This window comes from Frankia sp. Hr75.2 (genome assembly GCF_949319125.1).
In the GTDB taxonomy this organism is placed as follows: Bacteria; Actinomycetota; Actinomycetes; order Frankiales; family Frankiaceae; genus Parafrankia; species Parafrankia soli.
The window spans coordinates 73,140-89,658 of record NZ_CASGGV010000077.1; the positions used below are offsets into that span (position 1 = coordinate 73,140).

Consider the following 16,519-nt stretch of genomic DNA (forward strand, 5'->3'; position numbering starts at 1 on the left):
CAGCGGGAAGAACTCCCCCGACCCGGGATGGCGGGCCTCGGCGATGCCATCGGTGTAGAGCAGCACCCGGCCCCCGGGCTCGATCACGATCGAGGTGCTGTCGGCCCCGCCGACCAGAAGCCCGAGCGGCGGCCGCCTGCTGACCGCGGTCAGCGGTCGCGCGGACGTCCGGCGTACCAGGATCGGATCGGGGTGCCCGGCGTTGACCATGTCCATCCGGTCGCCGCGGATCTGCACGACGACGGCGGTGACGAAGTCGTCCAGGACGCTGATCTCGGCGACGACCCGGAAGCAGCCGAGCACCCGACTGGCGATCCCGACCGCGTCCAGGCCCTTGCCGCGCACATCACCGGTGCGACGCTCGGTTTCGGTCCAGCGCGCGGGGTCGACCAGTCCGGTGCGAGGGCGACCGGCCGGTCGCCAGTTGGGTGGGGTGCGGGGAGCGCGGGGTGGGTGATCAGGGGAGGAGGAGGGCGGGGGCAAGCTCGCCGAGGATCAGCGCGGCCAGCAGGACGGTGACGGCGTTGGACTCGCGCGGGGTCAGGTCCTGCTCGCCGACATGGTCACGCCGGCCGGTGTAGCCGGCGAAATACCACTTCATCACCGTCGCACCGGCTCCGGCGATCGCGAGGACGAGGGCGCCGGTCACCGGTAGCGACCAGCCGCCCACACCGTCCAGCAGCAGGTCCTCCCAGATGAAGCCGAGGGTCGCCGGGAACCCGATCGACGTCAGCCCGAACAGCAGGAACGCGACGGCGAGCCGCGGCGTGCGGGCGAAGCAGCCACCCGGGCCGGTCAGGAGCATCGGGCCCCGCCGGGCCTCGGTCGCCGCGGCGATCATCGTCGCACCGCCCGCGGCGACGGCGCCGACCTGCCAGGCCAGGACGGCCCCCGACCGCGCCGACTCGGACCCGATGAGAACTCCGCAGCTCACGATGCCGGAGAGCACCAGGCCGACCTGAGCCAGCGCGGACCGGACGTCCCGGGCGACGAGCCCGAGTCCGGCGCCCAGCAGGGCGGTCGCCGCGGCCGCGGCGACGACCCAGCCGCGGTCCGGCACGGCCCGTCCGACCTCGGGGAGCAGCAGAACGCCCGCGGGCCCGGCGGCGAAGGCGACGACCAGCCCGGCTGGGGCCGTCCGGGCGAAGGGCTCGAACCACAGGTGCAGTGGCAGTAGGCACTGGCGGACACCAACACCGGCCACGAGCAGCAGTGCGGCCGCTGTGCCGCCGAGCCCGTCGGCCAGGAGCAGCCCGGCGGCGCAGGCCCCGACTCCCACGAAGTGGTGCAGGGCGAACAGCCGGGTCGGGCCGCGGCCGGGGGCGCGCTCACGCATTTCCCGCCACACGACGCAGGCCGAAAGCGCCCACGAGATCACAGCCGCGACCGGATCAGCCACCGCCGTCGCCGCCGCGCCGCAGGCGAGAACGAGCATGATCCGCGCGAATGTCGCCTGGTCGTGAGAGGCGACCGCCCGCGCGTCGCCATGCGTTGCGGCGGTCAGGGGTGGGGTGATCGGGGCCAGTGCGGTGGCGCCGAGACCGGCCAGGCAGGTCACGAACGGCATCCACCACCCGGACCCGGGGGCGAGCAGGCCCACCTGGTGGCCGTCGGGCCACCCGGTCCAGCGGGTGCCGGCCATCGTCGCGGCGACGCCGAGGGCCGTGACGGTGACGCACCCGGCCGCGGCGGCCCGGGCGGCCCGAGGGTCCGGCGCCCGCCGCGCCGCCACCGAGCCGGCGAGCAGGAAGGCGGCCGCGACGAACGGGACGACCGCGACGGTCACCAGGGCCCTCCTCCCCGGGGGCGGACGGGGCGGACATCCGCGGGGAACCGGGGCCGGTCCTCCTGGTGGCGCCAACGCGAGGCGCCGACGGTGGGCGAACCGTTCCTGGTGCGGAGGCGGTGCGTGGCGGGATCGTCGTCCCGGCGCGCCAGACCGCCCGGCCCCGGCCTCTCCGGCGCCTCCGGGCCCCGAGTCGCCTCCGGACCGTCGACCGTCTCCGGACCCCCGGGTGTCTCCGGACCGTTGACCGCGTCCGGACCGTCGGTCGCCTCCCGGCCGTCGACGGCCTCCGGACCATCGACCGTTTCCGCGGCGTCGGCAGTCCCTGGACCGTCGACCGCCTCCGGGGCGTCCGCCGTACCCACGACATCTACCGCCGGATCGCCAACCGTGCCCGGATCGTCCACAGCCTCCGGAGCGTCGGCCGTCTCCAGACCATCGACTGGACCCGGGCCGGTGACTGGGCTTCGGTCGCTCACCGAGCCCCGGTCGTCGGCCGCGCCCGGCCGATCGTGCTCGTCGGGGGCCCCGTCCGAGGGTGCGGCCGACCGCGCGGTACCCGACAGCGCGACATCCGACGGCGCGGCGCCTGGTGCGAGGTCGTCAGCCGCCGGGCGCGGGCCCGGCAGCCAGGGCGGTGCGGACGGTTCCGCATGGCGCGAAGGCGCCCCGGGACGGGACACCGCCGGCGGTAGGGCCTGGTCGGGAAGCTTGCGCAGGTTCGGTAGCCGGGACGGGGCCGCCGGCCGGGTCACCGGCGCAGACTCCTCGGCAGGCCCGCTGTGCTCCCCCGCCCCGGGGCACGCCGGATCCTCGGCGATCTCGGCGATCTCGGCACTGCCGGCGCTGCCGGCGGTCTCGGCCGCGGCGGGGGCCTCCTGCAGACCCGAGGCCTCCGCCACCTCAGCGACCTCCGCACCGGCAGCAGGCTCCGCCGTCTCCCCGACGATCGGCCGGGTCGTCAGGGCGGCCTCGCCCGGGACCGCGTTGTCCGTGCCGCACGGGTCAGGCCCGCACGGGTCAGGGCCGTAGAAGTCCAGGGCGTAGGAGTCGGCGCCGTAAGGCCCGGATCCGTGCCGGGCCCTGGGGTCGGCCGCGGGACGGCGCTCCGGTTCCGCGGGCGCGGGCGCGGTCCCAGCCCCAGCCCCGGCCGGCGGCTCCGCCCGCGTGTCGGCAGGCTGCCGCGACCGGGCCCCGGCCGGGAGGTCCCCGGCGGCCCTGGCGGAGGCATCGCCGGTGGGGCTGGCCGGGACGTCCTCGACGGGCTTGATCGGGCCTGTCAGTGGCCGCATCGGGGGTCCCGGGGGGCGGGCCGGAGAGGGCGGGCCGGGGTCGGTGCCCCGGCCACCGATCAGGTCGGCGGCCTGTCGCTGCCAGCGGTCGATCGCCGTCAGCGCACGGGCGGCGGCTCCTCCGACTCGGCGAAGCACCACGTCTGCGTATCCCTTCTCGAACGCGTGCCGGTAGAGCCGGGGCTGCCACCGTCCCGGCGTGATCCGCCCCAGCCGCGATACGGGCACGGGGGCCTGGCCGCCCAGCGCCTGCTCCAGGCGCTGGCTGTCGCGCAGCGCGCTGGGCGAGCGCAGGATCTGCGCGCAGCGCAGCGTCGCGTGGGCGAGGATGTGCAGGATCGCCAGCGTGTGCAGCCCCAGCCCGATCTCGGCGACGATCAGCCCCACCTGGGTCATCGACCCGTAGGCGAGCGCGCTCTTGACGTCGCTCTGGGCCCGGCTGACGAGCGTCGCGTGCAGCGCCGTCAGTGCCCCGACGCAGACGAGGGCGGCGCGGACGGCCGGCGCGTGGTCCAGCATCGGCTGCGCCCGCAGCAGGAGGTAGGGGCCCAGGTGGATCGACACCGCCCCGTAGAACACGGCGCTGGACGGCGTCGGTCCCTCCATCGCCCGCGGCAGCCACCCGCCGACCGGGACCAGCGCCGACTTCCCCAGCACCGCGGTCAGCAGCAGGAAGCCCAGTATCTCCGCGTGGGCGGTGGCACCGGGTGACGACAGGACGTCGTCCCAGCTGAGGCCGTGCCTGCCGCCGTGGCCGCCGCTGTCTCCGCCGGCCGTGCCGGCGAGGTGCCCGAGCCAGACCGTCGCGACGAGCAGGCCGGCGTCGCCGGCGCGGTAGGTGAGGAAGGCCCGCAGGCCGTGCCGGACGGGCCCGGGCCGTTCCACGAAGAAGGCGATGAGCAGCGCCGAGGTCAGCCCGACCAGCTCCCAGCCGAAGAAAAGCGCCGGAAGCTCGCCCGCGACCAGGGTGAGTTCCACCCCCGTCCCGAACAGGACGAGGAGGAGGTGGAAACGGGCGAATCCGGGTTCTCGGTGCAGGTAGCGCGCGGAGACGGCGCCGGTGAGCCCGATGAGGACGGCCGCGACGAGCGCGAACGGGACGGACAGCATGTCCGCCGTCAGGCTCCAGGCGAAGGTGTGGCCGTGCGCGCCGAACCACGGGCCGATGCTGGCGTCGACCGTGTCCCGGCCGGTCGCCATCAGGCCGAGGGCGAGCACCGCGCAGGCGAGGGTCGAGACGGTGAACGCGGCGGCCACGATCATGCCGATGATCCGTTCGGACCGCAGGCGGCCGAACCACATGGGCACCGCCAGCGCGGCCACCGCCGTGCCCGGCGCGGCGACGCTGGTGATCAGCGCGGCGGCGAGCAGCGGGTGGGACGGGTCGGTGGTCACTGGCCGTCCCGCCGCACCGGCAGCGGCCCGCTCGCCTGCTCCGGCAGCTCGATCGCGTCCCGCGTGGGCTGGACGGCTCCCGCGCCCGCCACGGCCACCGTGCCCGGGCGGTCGATCACGACGTCCGGGGATCCGCCGAAGGCGGCGAGCACGTGCGCCGGCGGGAGATGGTCGCGCTGGCCCGCGTAGTAGTGCTCCGAGCGGGCCACCACCGGGAAGCGCAGGTTCTCGGGCTGGTGCTGCTCGAAGGCGCCGTCGCGGTAGAGGTAGGTCTCGGGGCCGGACGGGTCCCAGGCGGCGAGCTGGATCCAGCCGCCCTCCACCAGCCCGCGCAGCGGCGGGTTCTCCCGCACGATGCGGGCCAGCCGCTCGGGCTCCGCCTCGGCGATCACCAGCAGCCGCATCGGTTCGTGGATCTCGACCGACTGCCACGGCATCCCGGTCCGCAGGTCCGAGCCGTGCCCGTCCATCACGCCGACCAGGCCGGTGATGTTGTGCGGCAGCTTCGACCCGGCGCCGTACCCGATCGGGTCGATCCGGCTGAAGTAGTACTCGAGGTTGATGCCGGCGCCGACCGGGGCGGCCGACAGGAGCAGCCGGGTGAGCACGGCGCCGTCGGGGTCCGCGGTCGGGTCGTAGGAGACCAGGAAGGAGCGGCGGTCGAGGTACAGGCCCCGGGTCCGCGAGCGCCGGCCGATCACGCAGGTCGCGTTCGTGCTGTGCCCGTACTCCGGTCGTGACTGCCCGAGGTCCTCCGAGCGCCCCCGCACGTGGGCGTGGGCGGTGCCGGCGGCGACGTCCGGGCCGACCGACTCGAACCGGCGGCAGCGCTCGTGCGCGTCGAGCTGGACGGCGGTCAGCAGCGCGTCCGTGGCTGTGGTGAGGGCCGGCCGCAGGTGCGCGGGCACCAGGTCGGTGTCGTAGTAGGCCAGGGAGCTGTCGCAGGTGTCGTGGTGGCCGCCGACGAACCAGGTGTCCGGGCCGATCAGGCGGCCGCGGTGGGCCAGGGCGGCGCGCACCCGCGGATGGTTGGCCATGGCGGCGAACGCGCGCGCGTTCGGGCCGCTCTGGCCGCCGCCGGTGGCGCCGCAGTCGTAGGCCGCCGCGTGCGGGTTGTTGACGCTGGACGAACCGTGCCCGATCACGAACACGACCGGGCCGAGCGGGCCGCTCATGCCGATCGTCGTGAGCAGCGTGTCGACGATCTCGGCCATCTCCTCGACGGTGAACCCGAGGCGCAGCGGCCCCGCCCCCACGCCCGGCACGAGCTCCTCCGCCTCGCCCGCCTGCGCGCCATCCCCCGCCGGTCCGGTGGACGGTGTGTGGTCCTGCGCCGCCTCGATGACGAGCCGGGTGAGCGGACGCGCCGGCTCCCGGCGGCCGAGCATCCGCACGCCCTCGCCGGCGGCCCTGGGCGCGACCGCGCGGGCGGCCAGCGGCACCAGCTCGGCCAGCCCGGCGATGGCGGAGTACGCCGCGGCCCGCACCGGACGGCCGCGGGCCGCCGAGATCGTGTGCTGGAGCTGGGCCTTCCTGCGCCGGGCCCGCTGGTAGGCGACCAGCTCGCCGTCGTCCACCGCGCGCTCGACGACCAGGCTCCGCGGCGTCATCGTGACCGGGCACAGCGCACGCGGGCGGACGTCGTCGAGGCCCTGGTAGGCCATGGCGACCCCGAAGTACCCCGAGGCGCCGTAGGTCCGGACCTGGGGATGGCTCTCCTCCAGGTGCCGGCGCAGCGACTCCTCCCGCTCGTCCATGCAGAACACGGCCTGGAAGTCGGGGGGCGGCACCGTCCCGGGGAAGCGCCGGTCGTGCGCCGACAGCGCGTCGAGCACCTGGGTCCGGTAGCGGCGCTCGTAGGCGAGGTGCAGCAGCCAGCGCCGCCGGCCCGCGTCGAACTCGGCGACGGCCCGCAACCAGGCCCGCGCCCACCGGGGATGACCGAGCACCTCGGTCTCGACGTCCATCACCTGCGCGAGGACGAACGCCTCGTAGGCAAGCTCCAGGTCGCCCCCGCGAAGTTCCTGCTCACCCCGGGTGAGATCGTCCTGGACGGTGGCGCCGGTCGCGAGGACACCCTGGGCCGCGCCTGGCGCGCCGAGCGGGCCGAGGTCCTCCGGCCGCGCGTCGGGGCCGATCAGCCGCGCCAGGACGTTGTGGGAGACGACGACCTCGAGCGTGAGCTGGACGGCGAGGTAGTCCATGAGCCGGGCGGGTGCCGGACGCGACGGCGCCCGGTCGGGACGGCACTCGAACTGGTGGACCATCCCGGCCCAGCCGCGTAGCGAGACCAGCGTCGCGCGCACCGTGTCCGCCCAGGCGTGCACCGGCACCTGCAGCGCCCACAGCGCCCAGGCGACCGTCCGCTCGGCGGACCAGTTCATCCGGAGCTGCTGGCGCAGCTGGCCGCCGAGGCCGGCCCAGCACGCCTCCCGCGGGGCGCCGAGCGTCCCGAACAGGTGCCGGAAGGCGGCCAGCAGGCCCTTCTCCCGGTGCGGCATCTCCCAGGCGGCGACTCCCTGGTCGAGGAAGACGGCGCAGAGCCGGATCAGCACCGGGTGGACGGCCTCGTCGGTGTCGACGCCGAACTGTTCGAGCACCTGGTCGCGGCGGCGCAGCGGTACCGGCCGCGGCGCCGGCGGCGGCGCGTGCCGGCGCAGGTCCTCCCACAGTTGCGCGAGCAGCCGGGCCCGCAGCGCCTGCAGCCGGGCCGCCCGGCCGCGCCGGGTGCGCCGGGTGCGCCGGGTGCGCCGCTCCGTGGTCGCGAAACGGCGCCGGCCCTGGCGGGTCAGCTCCTCCCGCCGCGCCTCGGTGACCAGCGGGTGGACGCGGTGCAGCTCACCGCCGTCGGCCAGCGCCCACAACGCCCCGGCGCCACGCGGCACGTCGATGAACAGCCCGAGCCGGGCGAGCCGGAACTCGTTCCACGTCGGCCCGCCGGGGACGACCTCGGCGTCACCGTCGAGCATTTCCTCCCCGGCCCCGCGCGTGCCCTGGGCTCCCACCGGCAGATGCCGGCCGGGGACAGCGCCCGCCCGGTCGCCGTGATGCTCGAGGACCGCGGCGAGATCGCGGGGAAGGATCCGGCCGGACGCGAGATGCGCGGCGAAGGCCTCCTCGGTCTGCAGCGCCTCCGTGCCCAGCATCGCCGAGGCGTGCTCGACCGCGCGCTGGAACGGGAGCTCCTCCAGGGCGTGCAGCGGGTTGTGATGGGAGAAGTACCCCAGTGGGGCCTGCGGCGGCAGGAGCTCGCCCGCCTCCTCCACGATCCGGGTGATCATCTCGATCTGGTCCGCGGCGTAGGCCATGTCCCCTCCCATCCCTTACCGGCGACGAATCCGGGGTTCTGTTCTTCTTTCCGAACGACCGGTTCCCCCGCCATGGCGGTGAGTACTCACATGTCTTCCAGCATCGCGACGACCGTGTCGGCCCAGCGAGCTCCCGACCGCCGTTGGACGGGTTAACCTGATAATCCGGGCGGGTGGCCCGGCGCCAGGGAGAAGTACTTTGTTGAACGCGGCCGCGAATCCAGCGACGACGCGCGGCCGGTTCCGCCCATCCGTGGGCCGGCCAGGCTGACCGGTGTACCGCCGGCGCCAGACCGCCTGTCCCACATCAGTATGAAGGACCCTGGCCCCCCACGGACCGCGCCGGTCATGGCGGTGGTGAGAATCACCGTGAACGCTACTCGCGAACCTTGCCGGCCGACAGGTGGCATGAACCTCGAATATGTCGCCGATCACCGGCGAAGGCGTTCACCAATGCTGCCCGGCAAACACAGGACTACCTTTTCGAGCGGTGACATTGTTTACATCACGAACACCCGGAGGCGTTCCGCCCCACGCCACGCCCGCCCCTCACCAGGGTATTTACCGGCCGACTTGTCACCCGGCCGTGCCAGGGTTCCGTCACGGGCCGCGCGACCCGCCCGCGTGGGTGGGGGAGCGCCCGGCACCTCCGTAGCCGGCGGCGGGCCGGCCCCGCGGCGCGGTGGTAAGTTCGAAATTTGGATGGACTTGGTGCCCGGGACCCCTGCTCCCGGGACCCCTGCTCCAGGACCTTCGCCACTGTCCCGGGGACGTCCATGGCCATGGAGGAGGCCCGCGATGGGCAAGACCGCGCGGGAGTGCTCGATCGCGAACGCGCTCGCCGTCGTCGGGGAACGCTGGAGCCTGCTCGCCCTGCGGGAGGTCCTGCTCGGCGCGCGCAGGTTCGACCAGATCGTGGAGAACACCGGCGCGAGCCGGGACATCCTCGCCACCCGGCTGCGCTCGCTCGTCGCGGCGGGGGTGCTGGAGAAGCGGCAGTACAGCGAGCATCCGCCGCGTCACGAGTACGTGGCGACCGAGTCCGGCAGGGCGCTGAACACGGTGCTGCTCGGCCTCATGGACTGGGGCGACCGGTACGTGACGCCCGGTCCGCCACCGACGGTGTGGGCGCACTCCTGCGGCGCGGAGCTGCGGCCCCGGTGCGTGTGCGCGAGCTGCGGCGAGCAGGTGCGCCTCGGCGACACCACGGTCGTGCGGCTCGGCGAGGTCCGCCCGAGCCACTGACCGCCACGCGTGTCCGCCGCCCGGCGGTCTGCCGGGCGGCGGACAGCTACAGCGCTACCGGGTCGGCGACAGCGCTCCCGTCAGGCCAGGGAGGTGTCGAGCTCGCCGCGGAGTTCGTCCGGGGTGACGGTGGGCTCGAAGCGGCGGACGACCTTGCCCTCGCCGTCCACCAGGAACTTGGTGAAGTTCCACTTCACCTCGTCGGTGCCGATCGCCTCGGGCCGCGAGCGCTTGATGTGCTCGTAGAGGAAGCCCGACTCCGGCCCGAAGTCGCCGGGGGCCTCCGAGCGCAGGTAGTCGTACAGCGGGGCCGCACCGGGGCCGTTCACCTCGATCTTGCTGAAGACGGGGAAGGTGACGTCGAAGTTCGTCGAGCAGAACTCCTGGATCTCGGCGTCGGTGCCCGGCTCCTGGCCGCCGAACTGGTTGCACGGGAAGCCGAGGATCTCCAGCCCGCGCCCCTTCAGGTCGCGGTAGAGCGCCTCCAGCCCCTCGTACTGCGGGGTCAGGCCGCACTTGCTGGCGACGTTGACGATCAGCAGCGTCTTGCCGGCGTAGTCGCGCAGGGATCGGGAGGTGCCGTCCGTCGCCTCGACGGTGAAGTCATGGACAGTCATGATCGACCTAGCTCTCGGTGGTGCGGACCCGACGACCGCAGGTCCGGCGGCGGGGACGCCGACGCGTAGCGGGAGCCGGCCGGACAGGACCGGACACAGCCTTGGCCCGCACGGGTGGAGCCGGACGGGCCGACGCGGACGGCGCGCGGACACATCGGACGCTACCCGGCCTCCAGGGATTCTGTCACCGCACCGGTGACAGAATCAGCCGCGGTGTCAGCTCGACGGGGTACGCATCTGCACGAACGAGACCTCCCTGCGCGGCGCGAAGCCCAGCGCCTCGTACAGCCGGAGGGCATCGGTGTTCGACACCGAGACGTGCAGGAAGGGCTGTTCGCCCCGGGCCCGCACGCCCACGGCCACCGCCCGGACCAGCCGGCTCGCCAGGCCCTCGCCGCGATGGGCCGGATCGGTGCACACGGCGCTGATCTCCGTCCACCCCGGCAGCCGCATCCGCTGGCCGGCCATCGCCACGAGGCGCCCCCCGCGGCGGATACCCAGATAACCGCCGAGCTCGATGGTGCGCCGCGAGAACGGGCCGGGCCTGGTCCGCGCGACCAGGTCGAGCATCTCCGGGACGTCACCGGCCCGCAGCGGGACGGCCTCCGGGTCGGGCCGGTCCACCAGGTCGTCACCGAGGAACTGGAGGGCGGGCACCGCCATCGTCACCTCCCACCCGGGCGGCGGGAGCATCCGCAGGCCGGAGAAACCCAGCAGGACTCCCGGCCCGGCGAGTTCGGCCAGCTCCGCCCAGGCGCCAGGGTCGGCGCCGTCACCCACCGCCGCGAACGGCGAGATCTCGGGTGGATAGCGCGCCGCGCGAGACGTGGCGATGGCGAGATGAGCGTGCGCGCCCGCGAGTGACTCCCAGACCGGGTTGTCGAGAACCGACTCGGCGACGGTCACCGACCCCGTGGCAGGCTCCGGCAGCGCGCTCGGGCTCACGCCCGTCGGACCCATCGAACCTCCCGCCGGCGACGGGCGCGGACAGCGCGCCCGGCCGTCAGACTATGCGCCGGCTCCGAATCAGTGCGAAACACCCACCCGCTGCCGGTCCGGGCGATACCCCACGACCTGGGAACACGCCCCGGGAGCACGCCCCGGGAGCACGTCCTGTGAGTACGCCACCGGCGCACCGCCGCGGCATACCAACGCCCCGCGGCATACCAACGCCGCGGCGACCGGGCCCGCCGTCGAACGGCCACCGCGGCCCCGGCGAGCGGCCGGCGAGCGGGACGCGCGGAGCGGACGGCACCCCCGGAGACACCCGTCGGCGCACCCCCACCCCAACCGGGAGCCGGCGGTCGGGTGCGCCCGGGACGGCGGCACGCCCCACTGTCAGGCCACGTTCCGCTTGACAGACAGCGTGGACACGCGGCGATCTTCCGGCGCAACGGCCCCTCCGAGCGTCCCCGGTGCACCCGTGCGGGGGTGATCGCGGCGCCGGCACCGCCGCGGGGCGGGAGCCGGGCGGCGCCCCGAGCAGGGCGATTCCCCGCCGGCACAGGATGAACCGACGCGCGACCGTCCTTAACTGAGAAGGAATTCAACAAGTATCCACCCGGGCCACCCCGCCCGCCAAAAGTGTCGCCGCAATTGCCACAAGCGACCCGTGACGCCCCGAACCGGGCAGCAGCAATGCCAGGCTGTCAACTCTTCAAGCACCCGGAATCCTTCTCTCCGGGCGACCGAACGGGATTCCAGCAAAACAGAAACAAAGCTTACACACTACAGACGAACAACAGTAACACTCCGATACCACTTGCGGCTATCGCCCGACAGCGCCGCCCCGCGCCTGGCGCGCGACCCGTCCGAGGTGTCCCTAGCATGTGCGACGCGCATATGACCTGCACTGATGGTTCAGCTTCGGCCCGGGGGCGATCCCGGGCGCGGACTCGGATCACGGCGCAGGGCGGCGACGGCGAGGGGGCGAAGATCGACGTGGTCAGTACGGCCGGCGGCGCGACCCACACCGGTGCTCCCACGCACCGGGAATCACGGTCGCGCGACCGGGGGGACATATTCCGCCGCAACGGCACGAACAGTTCAGAAAAAGGCCGGGAGGGGGTCCCAGCCGTACCTTTTCAGGATTACCGAGAAGTATCCGAGAACTCTTCCCGACAGACGACTCCGACCATGATCTTCCCGTGGGACGTTGGATTTTCCGTGGTCCCTCCCGACCGCGGCAGGCCGGCCCTGGCCCACCGACCACCGACGACGAGGACCTGATCGATGTCAGAACACGCAATCGCTCGTCATCAGGTACAGCGACCAGCGACGGCCCGGGACCTGATCGTGCCGCCGGCCGCGGCCGTGCTCGTCGTCATGGTCATCGGCCTGGTCGCGGCGGCCGTGTCGCCCGCCGAGGGCCGCGGCGCGATCCTGTTCTGCGTCTCGGTCGCCGCGCTGCTCGTCGGCTTCGCCAGCACCGTGGCCGTCCGCAACCGGCAGACCGTGCGGGAGCTGCGCGGCCGGGTCGTCGCCCTGGAGACGCGCGCCAGCCGCTCGGCCGCCCAGACCGAACGGCTCGCCCGCGAGGTCCTCCCCGCAGTGGTGGAACGCCTGCGCGAGGGGTCGTCCGTCCAGACGGCGCTCGGGGAGGCCCCGCGCGGCACCGAGGGCACGCACCAGCACATCCTGCGCACCGTCGCGGAGGAGGTCAGCCGCGGGGAGCGGATGCGCAGCGCGGCCATGGCGGCCTGCGCGAACGCGGCCGGCCGGATGCAGGCGCTGAGCACCAGCATGCTCGCCGACCTGCGGGCCATGGAGGAACGGCACAGCGAGGAGGTCCTCGGCGACCTGCTCCGGCTCGACCACCTCACCGCCCAGGCCGGCCGGCTCGCGGACAGCATCGCCGTGCTCACCGGCGGGCGCTCCGGGCGCCGGTGGACGAAGCCGATCGTGATGGAGAGCCTCCTGCGCGGCTCCATGGGACGGATCAGCGCCTACCAGCGGGTCCGCCTGCACTCGGTGAGCGCGGTCGCGGTGGTCGGCTACGCCGCCGAGGGCATCATGCACGCCCTCGCCGAGCTGATGGACAACGCGACCAGCTTCTCGCCGCCCTCCGAGGAGGTGCATGTCTACGTCGAGGAGGTGCAGGCCGGGGTCGTCATCACCATCGAGGACGGCGGCCTCGTCATGGGGCCGGCCGCCCTCGAGCGGGCCGAGCGTGCCGTCTCGGCGGAGGTCCTCGACCTGACCACGCTGTCCGGGACGCGGCTCGGCCTGGCGGTCGTCGGCGTCCTCGCCCGCAAGCACGGGCTGACGGTGTCCTTCCGGCCCTCCTCACGCGGCGGCACCGGGGTCGTCGTCATGATCCCGCGCCAGCTCATCACCGCGCCGAGGTCGGTTGTCGCCCCGCCGGCGGTCGCCGACTCCGCGGACACGGTCACCGCCGGGCTGCCCACGGTCGTGCCGTCCAGGCTGCCCGCGCTCCTCTCCCCTGAGGCGAACGCGACGAGCGCGGGGACCACGGGCAAGGTGGGGAGCGCGGCGGGCGCGGCCACGGCGCGAATCGCGGTCGACCCGGTCACCGAGTTCATCTCGCTGCCCCAGCGGACGCCGGAGCACCCCGCGCGGCTCGACGCCGGCCACGCCGCCGCCTCGGCGCGCGCGGCCGGGGCGGCCCGCGAGGCGACGCCGGACGCGACCACGGTCGCCAGCGCCGTCCCGAGCCCGGCGCTGGCCGCGGACGCCGACGGGAGCACCGACGAGGCGGGCGCTCCGCCGCTGCTGACCCTGCCCAAGCGTGAGCGCGGGCAGTCCCTCGCGGCGAGCGCACGCGCCGCGGCCCTGCTCGCCGCGCCGCCGCGCACCCACCGGCCACGCCGCAACTCCAGCGCGAACTTCGCCGCCTTCCGCCGGGCGATGCGCGCCGCCGGAACCAGCCACGTCCGGCCCGCCGGTCCGGCGCCCGGACGCGCGGGCGCGCTGGTCACGGCAGCCGCCACCGGCACCACGGCCAGCCCGTCGGCAGCCCCCGGGGATGCGGACGTCCCCGATGGCACCGGCGAGCCGGACCAGCAGGACACGTGACCTGCCAGCGCCGCGTCACGACGAACGTCCCGCATGACGACCAGCGCCCTGCATGACGACCAGCACAGCACTGGACGACCTGATTGGAGGCAGGGGCACGACCGGATGGGACCCACCCGCCCGGCGCCCCGCGATCCCGATGAACACCACTGAGCGCGATCTCGACTGGCTGCTGGAAAACCTCCTCGCCCGCACCCCGGGGACCCGCCACGCCCTGGTGCTCTCCAGGGACGGGCTCAAGCTGTGCCGCTCGTCCGGACTGAGCATCGACCAGGCCGACCAACTGTCCGCGATCGCTTCGGGGATCCAGAGCCTCGCGCACGGCGCGTCGATCGAGTTCGGGGACGGCACCGGCGGCGTGCGGCAGTCGATGACCGAGTACCACGGCGGGCTGCTGTTCATCGTCGACGCCGGCCAGGGCGCGCACCTCGCGGTGATCGCCACCGACGACGCCGACGCCGGCATCATCGGCCACAACATGAGCGAGCTCGTCGAACAGATCGGCGAGTACCTGAGCGCGGCGCCACGCGATCCCGTCCAGCCCGCGCTACTGCCATGATCCGTCGGCTCGTCGACAGCGAGGACCCGGACCGCCTCTACACCGTCACCGGCGGCCGCAGCCGGGCCGGAGACACCGCCTTCGACCTCGTCACGCTCGTCACGAGCAGGAGCGAGCCGACGCCCGGGATGCAGTCCGAACACGTCCGGATCCTGCGGGTCTGCCGCGCGCCGACCGCGGTGGTCGAGCTGTCGGCGGACCTGAAGCTGCCGGTGAGCATCGTGAAGATCCTGCTGTCCGATCTGCTCGAGCGGGGCCGGATCTCGGCACGCCACCCCTCGACCCCGAACGACCCCTCGCAACTGCCCGATCCCGCGTTCCTGAAGCAGGTGCTCGTTGGACTCCAGAAGCTCTGAGCCCGCCGCCCGGCCGCCGCTGCAGACCACGGCCCGGGACGGCGTCAAGATCGTGATCGTCGGTGGTTTCGGTGTGGGCAAGACCACGATGGTCCGTTCGGTCAGCGAGATCCGGCCGCTGAGCACGGAGGAGGTGATGACCGAGGCCGGCGTCGGCATCGACGACAACGGCGACGTCCTCGAGAAGAACACGACCACGGTCGCGTTCGACTTCGGACGGATCAGTCTCGACGCCGAGATGGTGCTCTACCTGTTCGGCGCCCCCGGCCAGGAGCGGTTCTGGTTCCTGTGGGAGCGGCTGTTCGCGGGGACGCTCGGGGCGGTGGTGCTCGTCGACACCCGGCGGGTCGCCGACTCGTGGTACGCGATCGACCGGCTCGAGCACCACCGGATGCCCTTCATCGTGGCGCGGAACAACTTCGGCTCCCCCGAGCACTCGCTGGAGGACCTGCGCGAGGCGCTCTCGCTGTCACCCAACGTCCCCGTGATCGACTGCGACGCCCGGGCCCGGTCGTCCAGCAAGGACGTGCTGATCACCCTCGTGCGCCACCTCTGCGAGCTGTCCGCGGCGCGCGAGGAGCGCGAGGCGGAGGCGTCGTGACAACCGCCCGCGAGCCGGCGCGCGAGTCAGTCCGCGGGTCGGCCCGTGAGCCGGCCCGCGAGCCGGCCGGCGCGGCGCGGGAGCGGCCGCCCGGCGGCCGGACCCCGCCCTGCCACCTGGGCGAGGCGCAGTTCCAGGGTGGGCCGGCGCGGGCCTACCGCGACCTGCGCCGGGAGCACGGCGCCGTCGCGCCCGTGCTGCTCGACGGCGGCCTGCCGGCCTGGCTGGTCCTCGGCTACCGGGAGCTGCACTACGTCCTGAGCCATCCGGAGATCTTCGCCCATGACCCGCGTCACTGGGCCGGCTGGGACGACGTCCCGCCCGACTGGGCCGCCCTGCCCGGTGTCGGACACCGCCCGTCCGTGCTCCGCGCCGAGGGGGCGGAGCACCGGCGGCGCTACACCGCCATCCAGGACGTCCTCGGCGCGGTGGACCTCTTCGAGCTCCGGGCCCGCGCCGAGGAGATCACCGACGACGTGATCGACGCCTTCGCCGGGCGCGGGGAGACCGATCTGATCGACTCGTTCGCGCACCGGGTGCCCGCCCTGGTCCTGGCGTCGCTGTGCGGGCCGCCCGAGGTCGACACCGCGGGCCTGGTGCACGACCTGATCGTCCTGATCGACGACGGCCCGGACGCGGCCGAGAGCCACCAGCGGGTCCTGGACCGGCTGCGGTGGCTGCTCGCCGACCGGCGCGAGCATCCCGACGACGACATCGTCTCGCGCCTGATCGCCCACCCGGCCGGGCTCGCCGACGAGGAGGTCGTCGAGGACCTCGCCGTGGTGTTCGGGTTCGGCGCGCGCGCCGTGGCCGGCTGGATCGGCAACTCGCTGCGCCTGCTGCTCACCGACGGGTCGTTCGCCCTCGACCTGTCCGGCGGACGGCGCAGCATCATGCAGGCGCTGAACCAGGTCCTGTGGGAGGACACGCCGATGCAGGTCGTCGCCGGGCGGTGGGCGACCCGCAACACCCAGCTCGGCGGGCAGCGCATCGAGGCCGGCGACATGATCGCGCTCGGGCTCGGGGCCGGCAACGCCGATCCGCAGGTCCGCCGCGGCCACGCCCCGGACACCCAGACGGGCCCGGGGACCAGCGCCAACAGCGCCCACCTGTCCTTCGGCCACGGCGAGCACCGCTGCCCGTACCCCGCGCAGGAGATCGCCGAGGTCGTCACCCGGACCGCGGTCGAGGCACTCCTCGACCGCCTGCCCAACATGTGGATCGCCGTCCCGACCGATGCCCTCGGCTGGCGGCGGACCGCGTGGAACCGCGCTCTGACGGCGTTGCCGGTCCGGTTCAGTCCCGTGTGAGGACCGCGACAGGCC

Annotated in this window: 11 protein-coding genes and 1 pseudogene; 6 read left to right on the forward strand and 6 right to left on the reverse strand. The window is 74.1% G+C overall.

Annotated elements, in window-relative coordinates:
* The 4 genes and pseudogenes from AC559T_RS07850 to AC559T_RS07865 all read right to left on the reverse strand — a co-directional run.
* Nucleotides 1–216, reverse strand: a pseudogene (locus AC559T_RS07850) (SpoIIE family protein phosphatase); the annotation flags it as partial.
* A 241-nt stretch (nucleotides 217–457) separates the two neighbouring features.
* A complete protein-coding gene (locus AC559T_RS07855) occupies nucleotides 458–1,786 on the reverse strand; it encodes a proton-conducting transporter transmembrane domain-containing protein (protein ID WP_498868271.1) in 1,329 nt (442 codons plus the stop codon).
* The gene (locus tag AC559T_RS07860) at nucleotides 1,783–4,473 is read right to left on the reverse strand and encodes a proton-conducting transporter transmembrane domain-containing protein (RefSeq protein ID WP_498868272.1); all 2,691 of its coding nucleotides are present in this window, start codon (nucleotides 4,471–4,473) and stop codon (nucleotides 1,783–1,785) included. The genes AC559T_RS07855 and AC559T_RS07860 overlap by 4 nt, the downstream gene beginning before the upstream one ends.
* Nucleotides 4,470–7,781: a DUF2309 domain-containing protein gene (locus tag AC559T_RS07865; protein WP_498868273.1), complete on the reverse strand. Its 3,312-nt coding sequence runs from the start codon at nucleotides 7,779–7,781 to the stop codon at nucleotides 4,470–4,472. The genes AC559T_RS07860 and AC559T_RS07865 overlap by 4 nt, the downstream gene beginning before the upstream one ends.
* A gap of 798 nt (nucleotides 7,782–8,579) precedes the next feature.
* On the opposite strand from AC559T_RS07865, the gene AC559T_RS07870 reads away from it, so the two are divergent.
* Nucleotides 8,580–9,026, forward strand: a complete 447-nt coding sequence (locus AC559T_RS07870) for a winged helix-turn-helix transcriptional regulator (protein ID WP_071061011.1) — start codon at nucleotides 8,580–8,582, stop codon at nucleotides 9,024–9,026.
* An 80-nt stretch (nucleotides 9,027–9,106) separates the two neighbouring features.
* On the opposite strand, the gene AC559T_RS07875 is transcribed toward AC559T_RS07870, so the two are convergent.
* Together AC559T_RS07875 and AC559T_RS07880 are read right to left on the reverse strand one after the other, a co-directional pair.
* The gene (locus tag AC559T_RS07875) at nucleotides 9,107–9,643 is read right to left on the reverse strand and encodes a glutathione peroxidase (protein ID WP_020462948.1); all 537 of its coding nucleotides are present in this window, start codon (nucleotides 9,641–9,643) and stop codon (nucleotides 9,107–9,109) included.
* Nucleotides 9,644–9,859: 216 nt separating this feature from the next.
* Nucleotides 9,860–10,603, reverse strand: coding sequence for a GNAT family N-acetyltransferase (locus AC559T_RS07880; protein ID WP_198541216.1), 744 nt, complete (start codon nucleotides 10,601–10,603; stop codon nucleotides 9,860–9,862).
* 1,272 nt (nucleotides 10,604–11,875) lie between these two features.
* Here AC559T_RS07880 and AC559T_RS07885 point away from each other — a divergent pair.
* The 5 genes from AC559T_RS07885 (at nucleotide 11,876) to AC559T_RS07905 (ending at nucleotide 16,504) form a co-directional block, all read left to right on the forward strand.
* A complete protein-coding gene (locus tag AC559T_RS07885) occupies nucleotides 11,876–13,678 on the forward strand; it encodes an ATP-binding protein (protein ID WP_498868274.1) in 1,803 nt (600 codons plus the stop codon).
* Between the two features lie 139 nt (nucleotides 13,679–13,817).
* Nucleotides 13,818–14,237: a roadblock/LC7 domain-containing protein gene (locus AC559T_RS07890; RefSeq protein WP_041256585.1), complete on the forward strand. Its 420-nt coding sequence runs from the start codon at nucleotides 13,818–13,820 to the stop codon at nucleotides 14,235–14,237.
* Nucleotides 14,234–14,593, forward strand: coding sequence for a DUF742 domain-containing protein (locus AC559T_RS07895; RefSeq protein ID WP_041254845.1), 360 nt, complete (start codon nucleotides 14,234–14,236; stop codon nucleotides 14,591–14,593). The genes AC559T_RS07890 and AC559T_RS07895 overlap by 4 nt, the downstream gene beginning before the upstream one ends.
* Nucleotides 14,574–15,194, forward strand: coding sequence for a GTP-binding protein (locus tag AC559T_RS07900; protein ID WP_071061014.1), 621 nt, complete (start codon nucleotides 14,574–14,576; stop codon nucleotides 15,192–15,194). Before AC559T_RS07895 ends, AC559T_RS07900 begins: the two co-directional genes overlap by 20 nt.
* On the forward strand, nucleotides 15,191–16,504 hold the full coding sequence (locus AC559T_RS07905) for a cytochrome P450 (RefSeq protein ID WP_498868275.1): 1,314 nt from the start codon (nucleotides 15,191–15,193) through the stop codon (nucleotides 16,502–16,504). The genes AC559T_RS07900 and AC559T_RS07905 overlap by 4 nt, the downstream gene beginning before the upstream one ends.
* The last annotated feature ends 15 nt before the right edge of the window (nucleotides 16,505–16,519 follow it).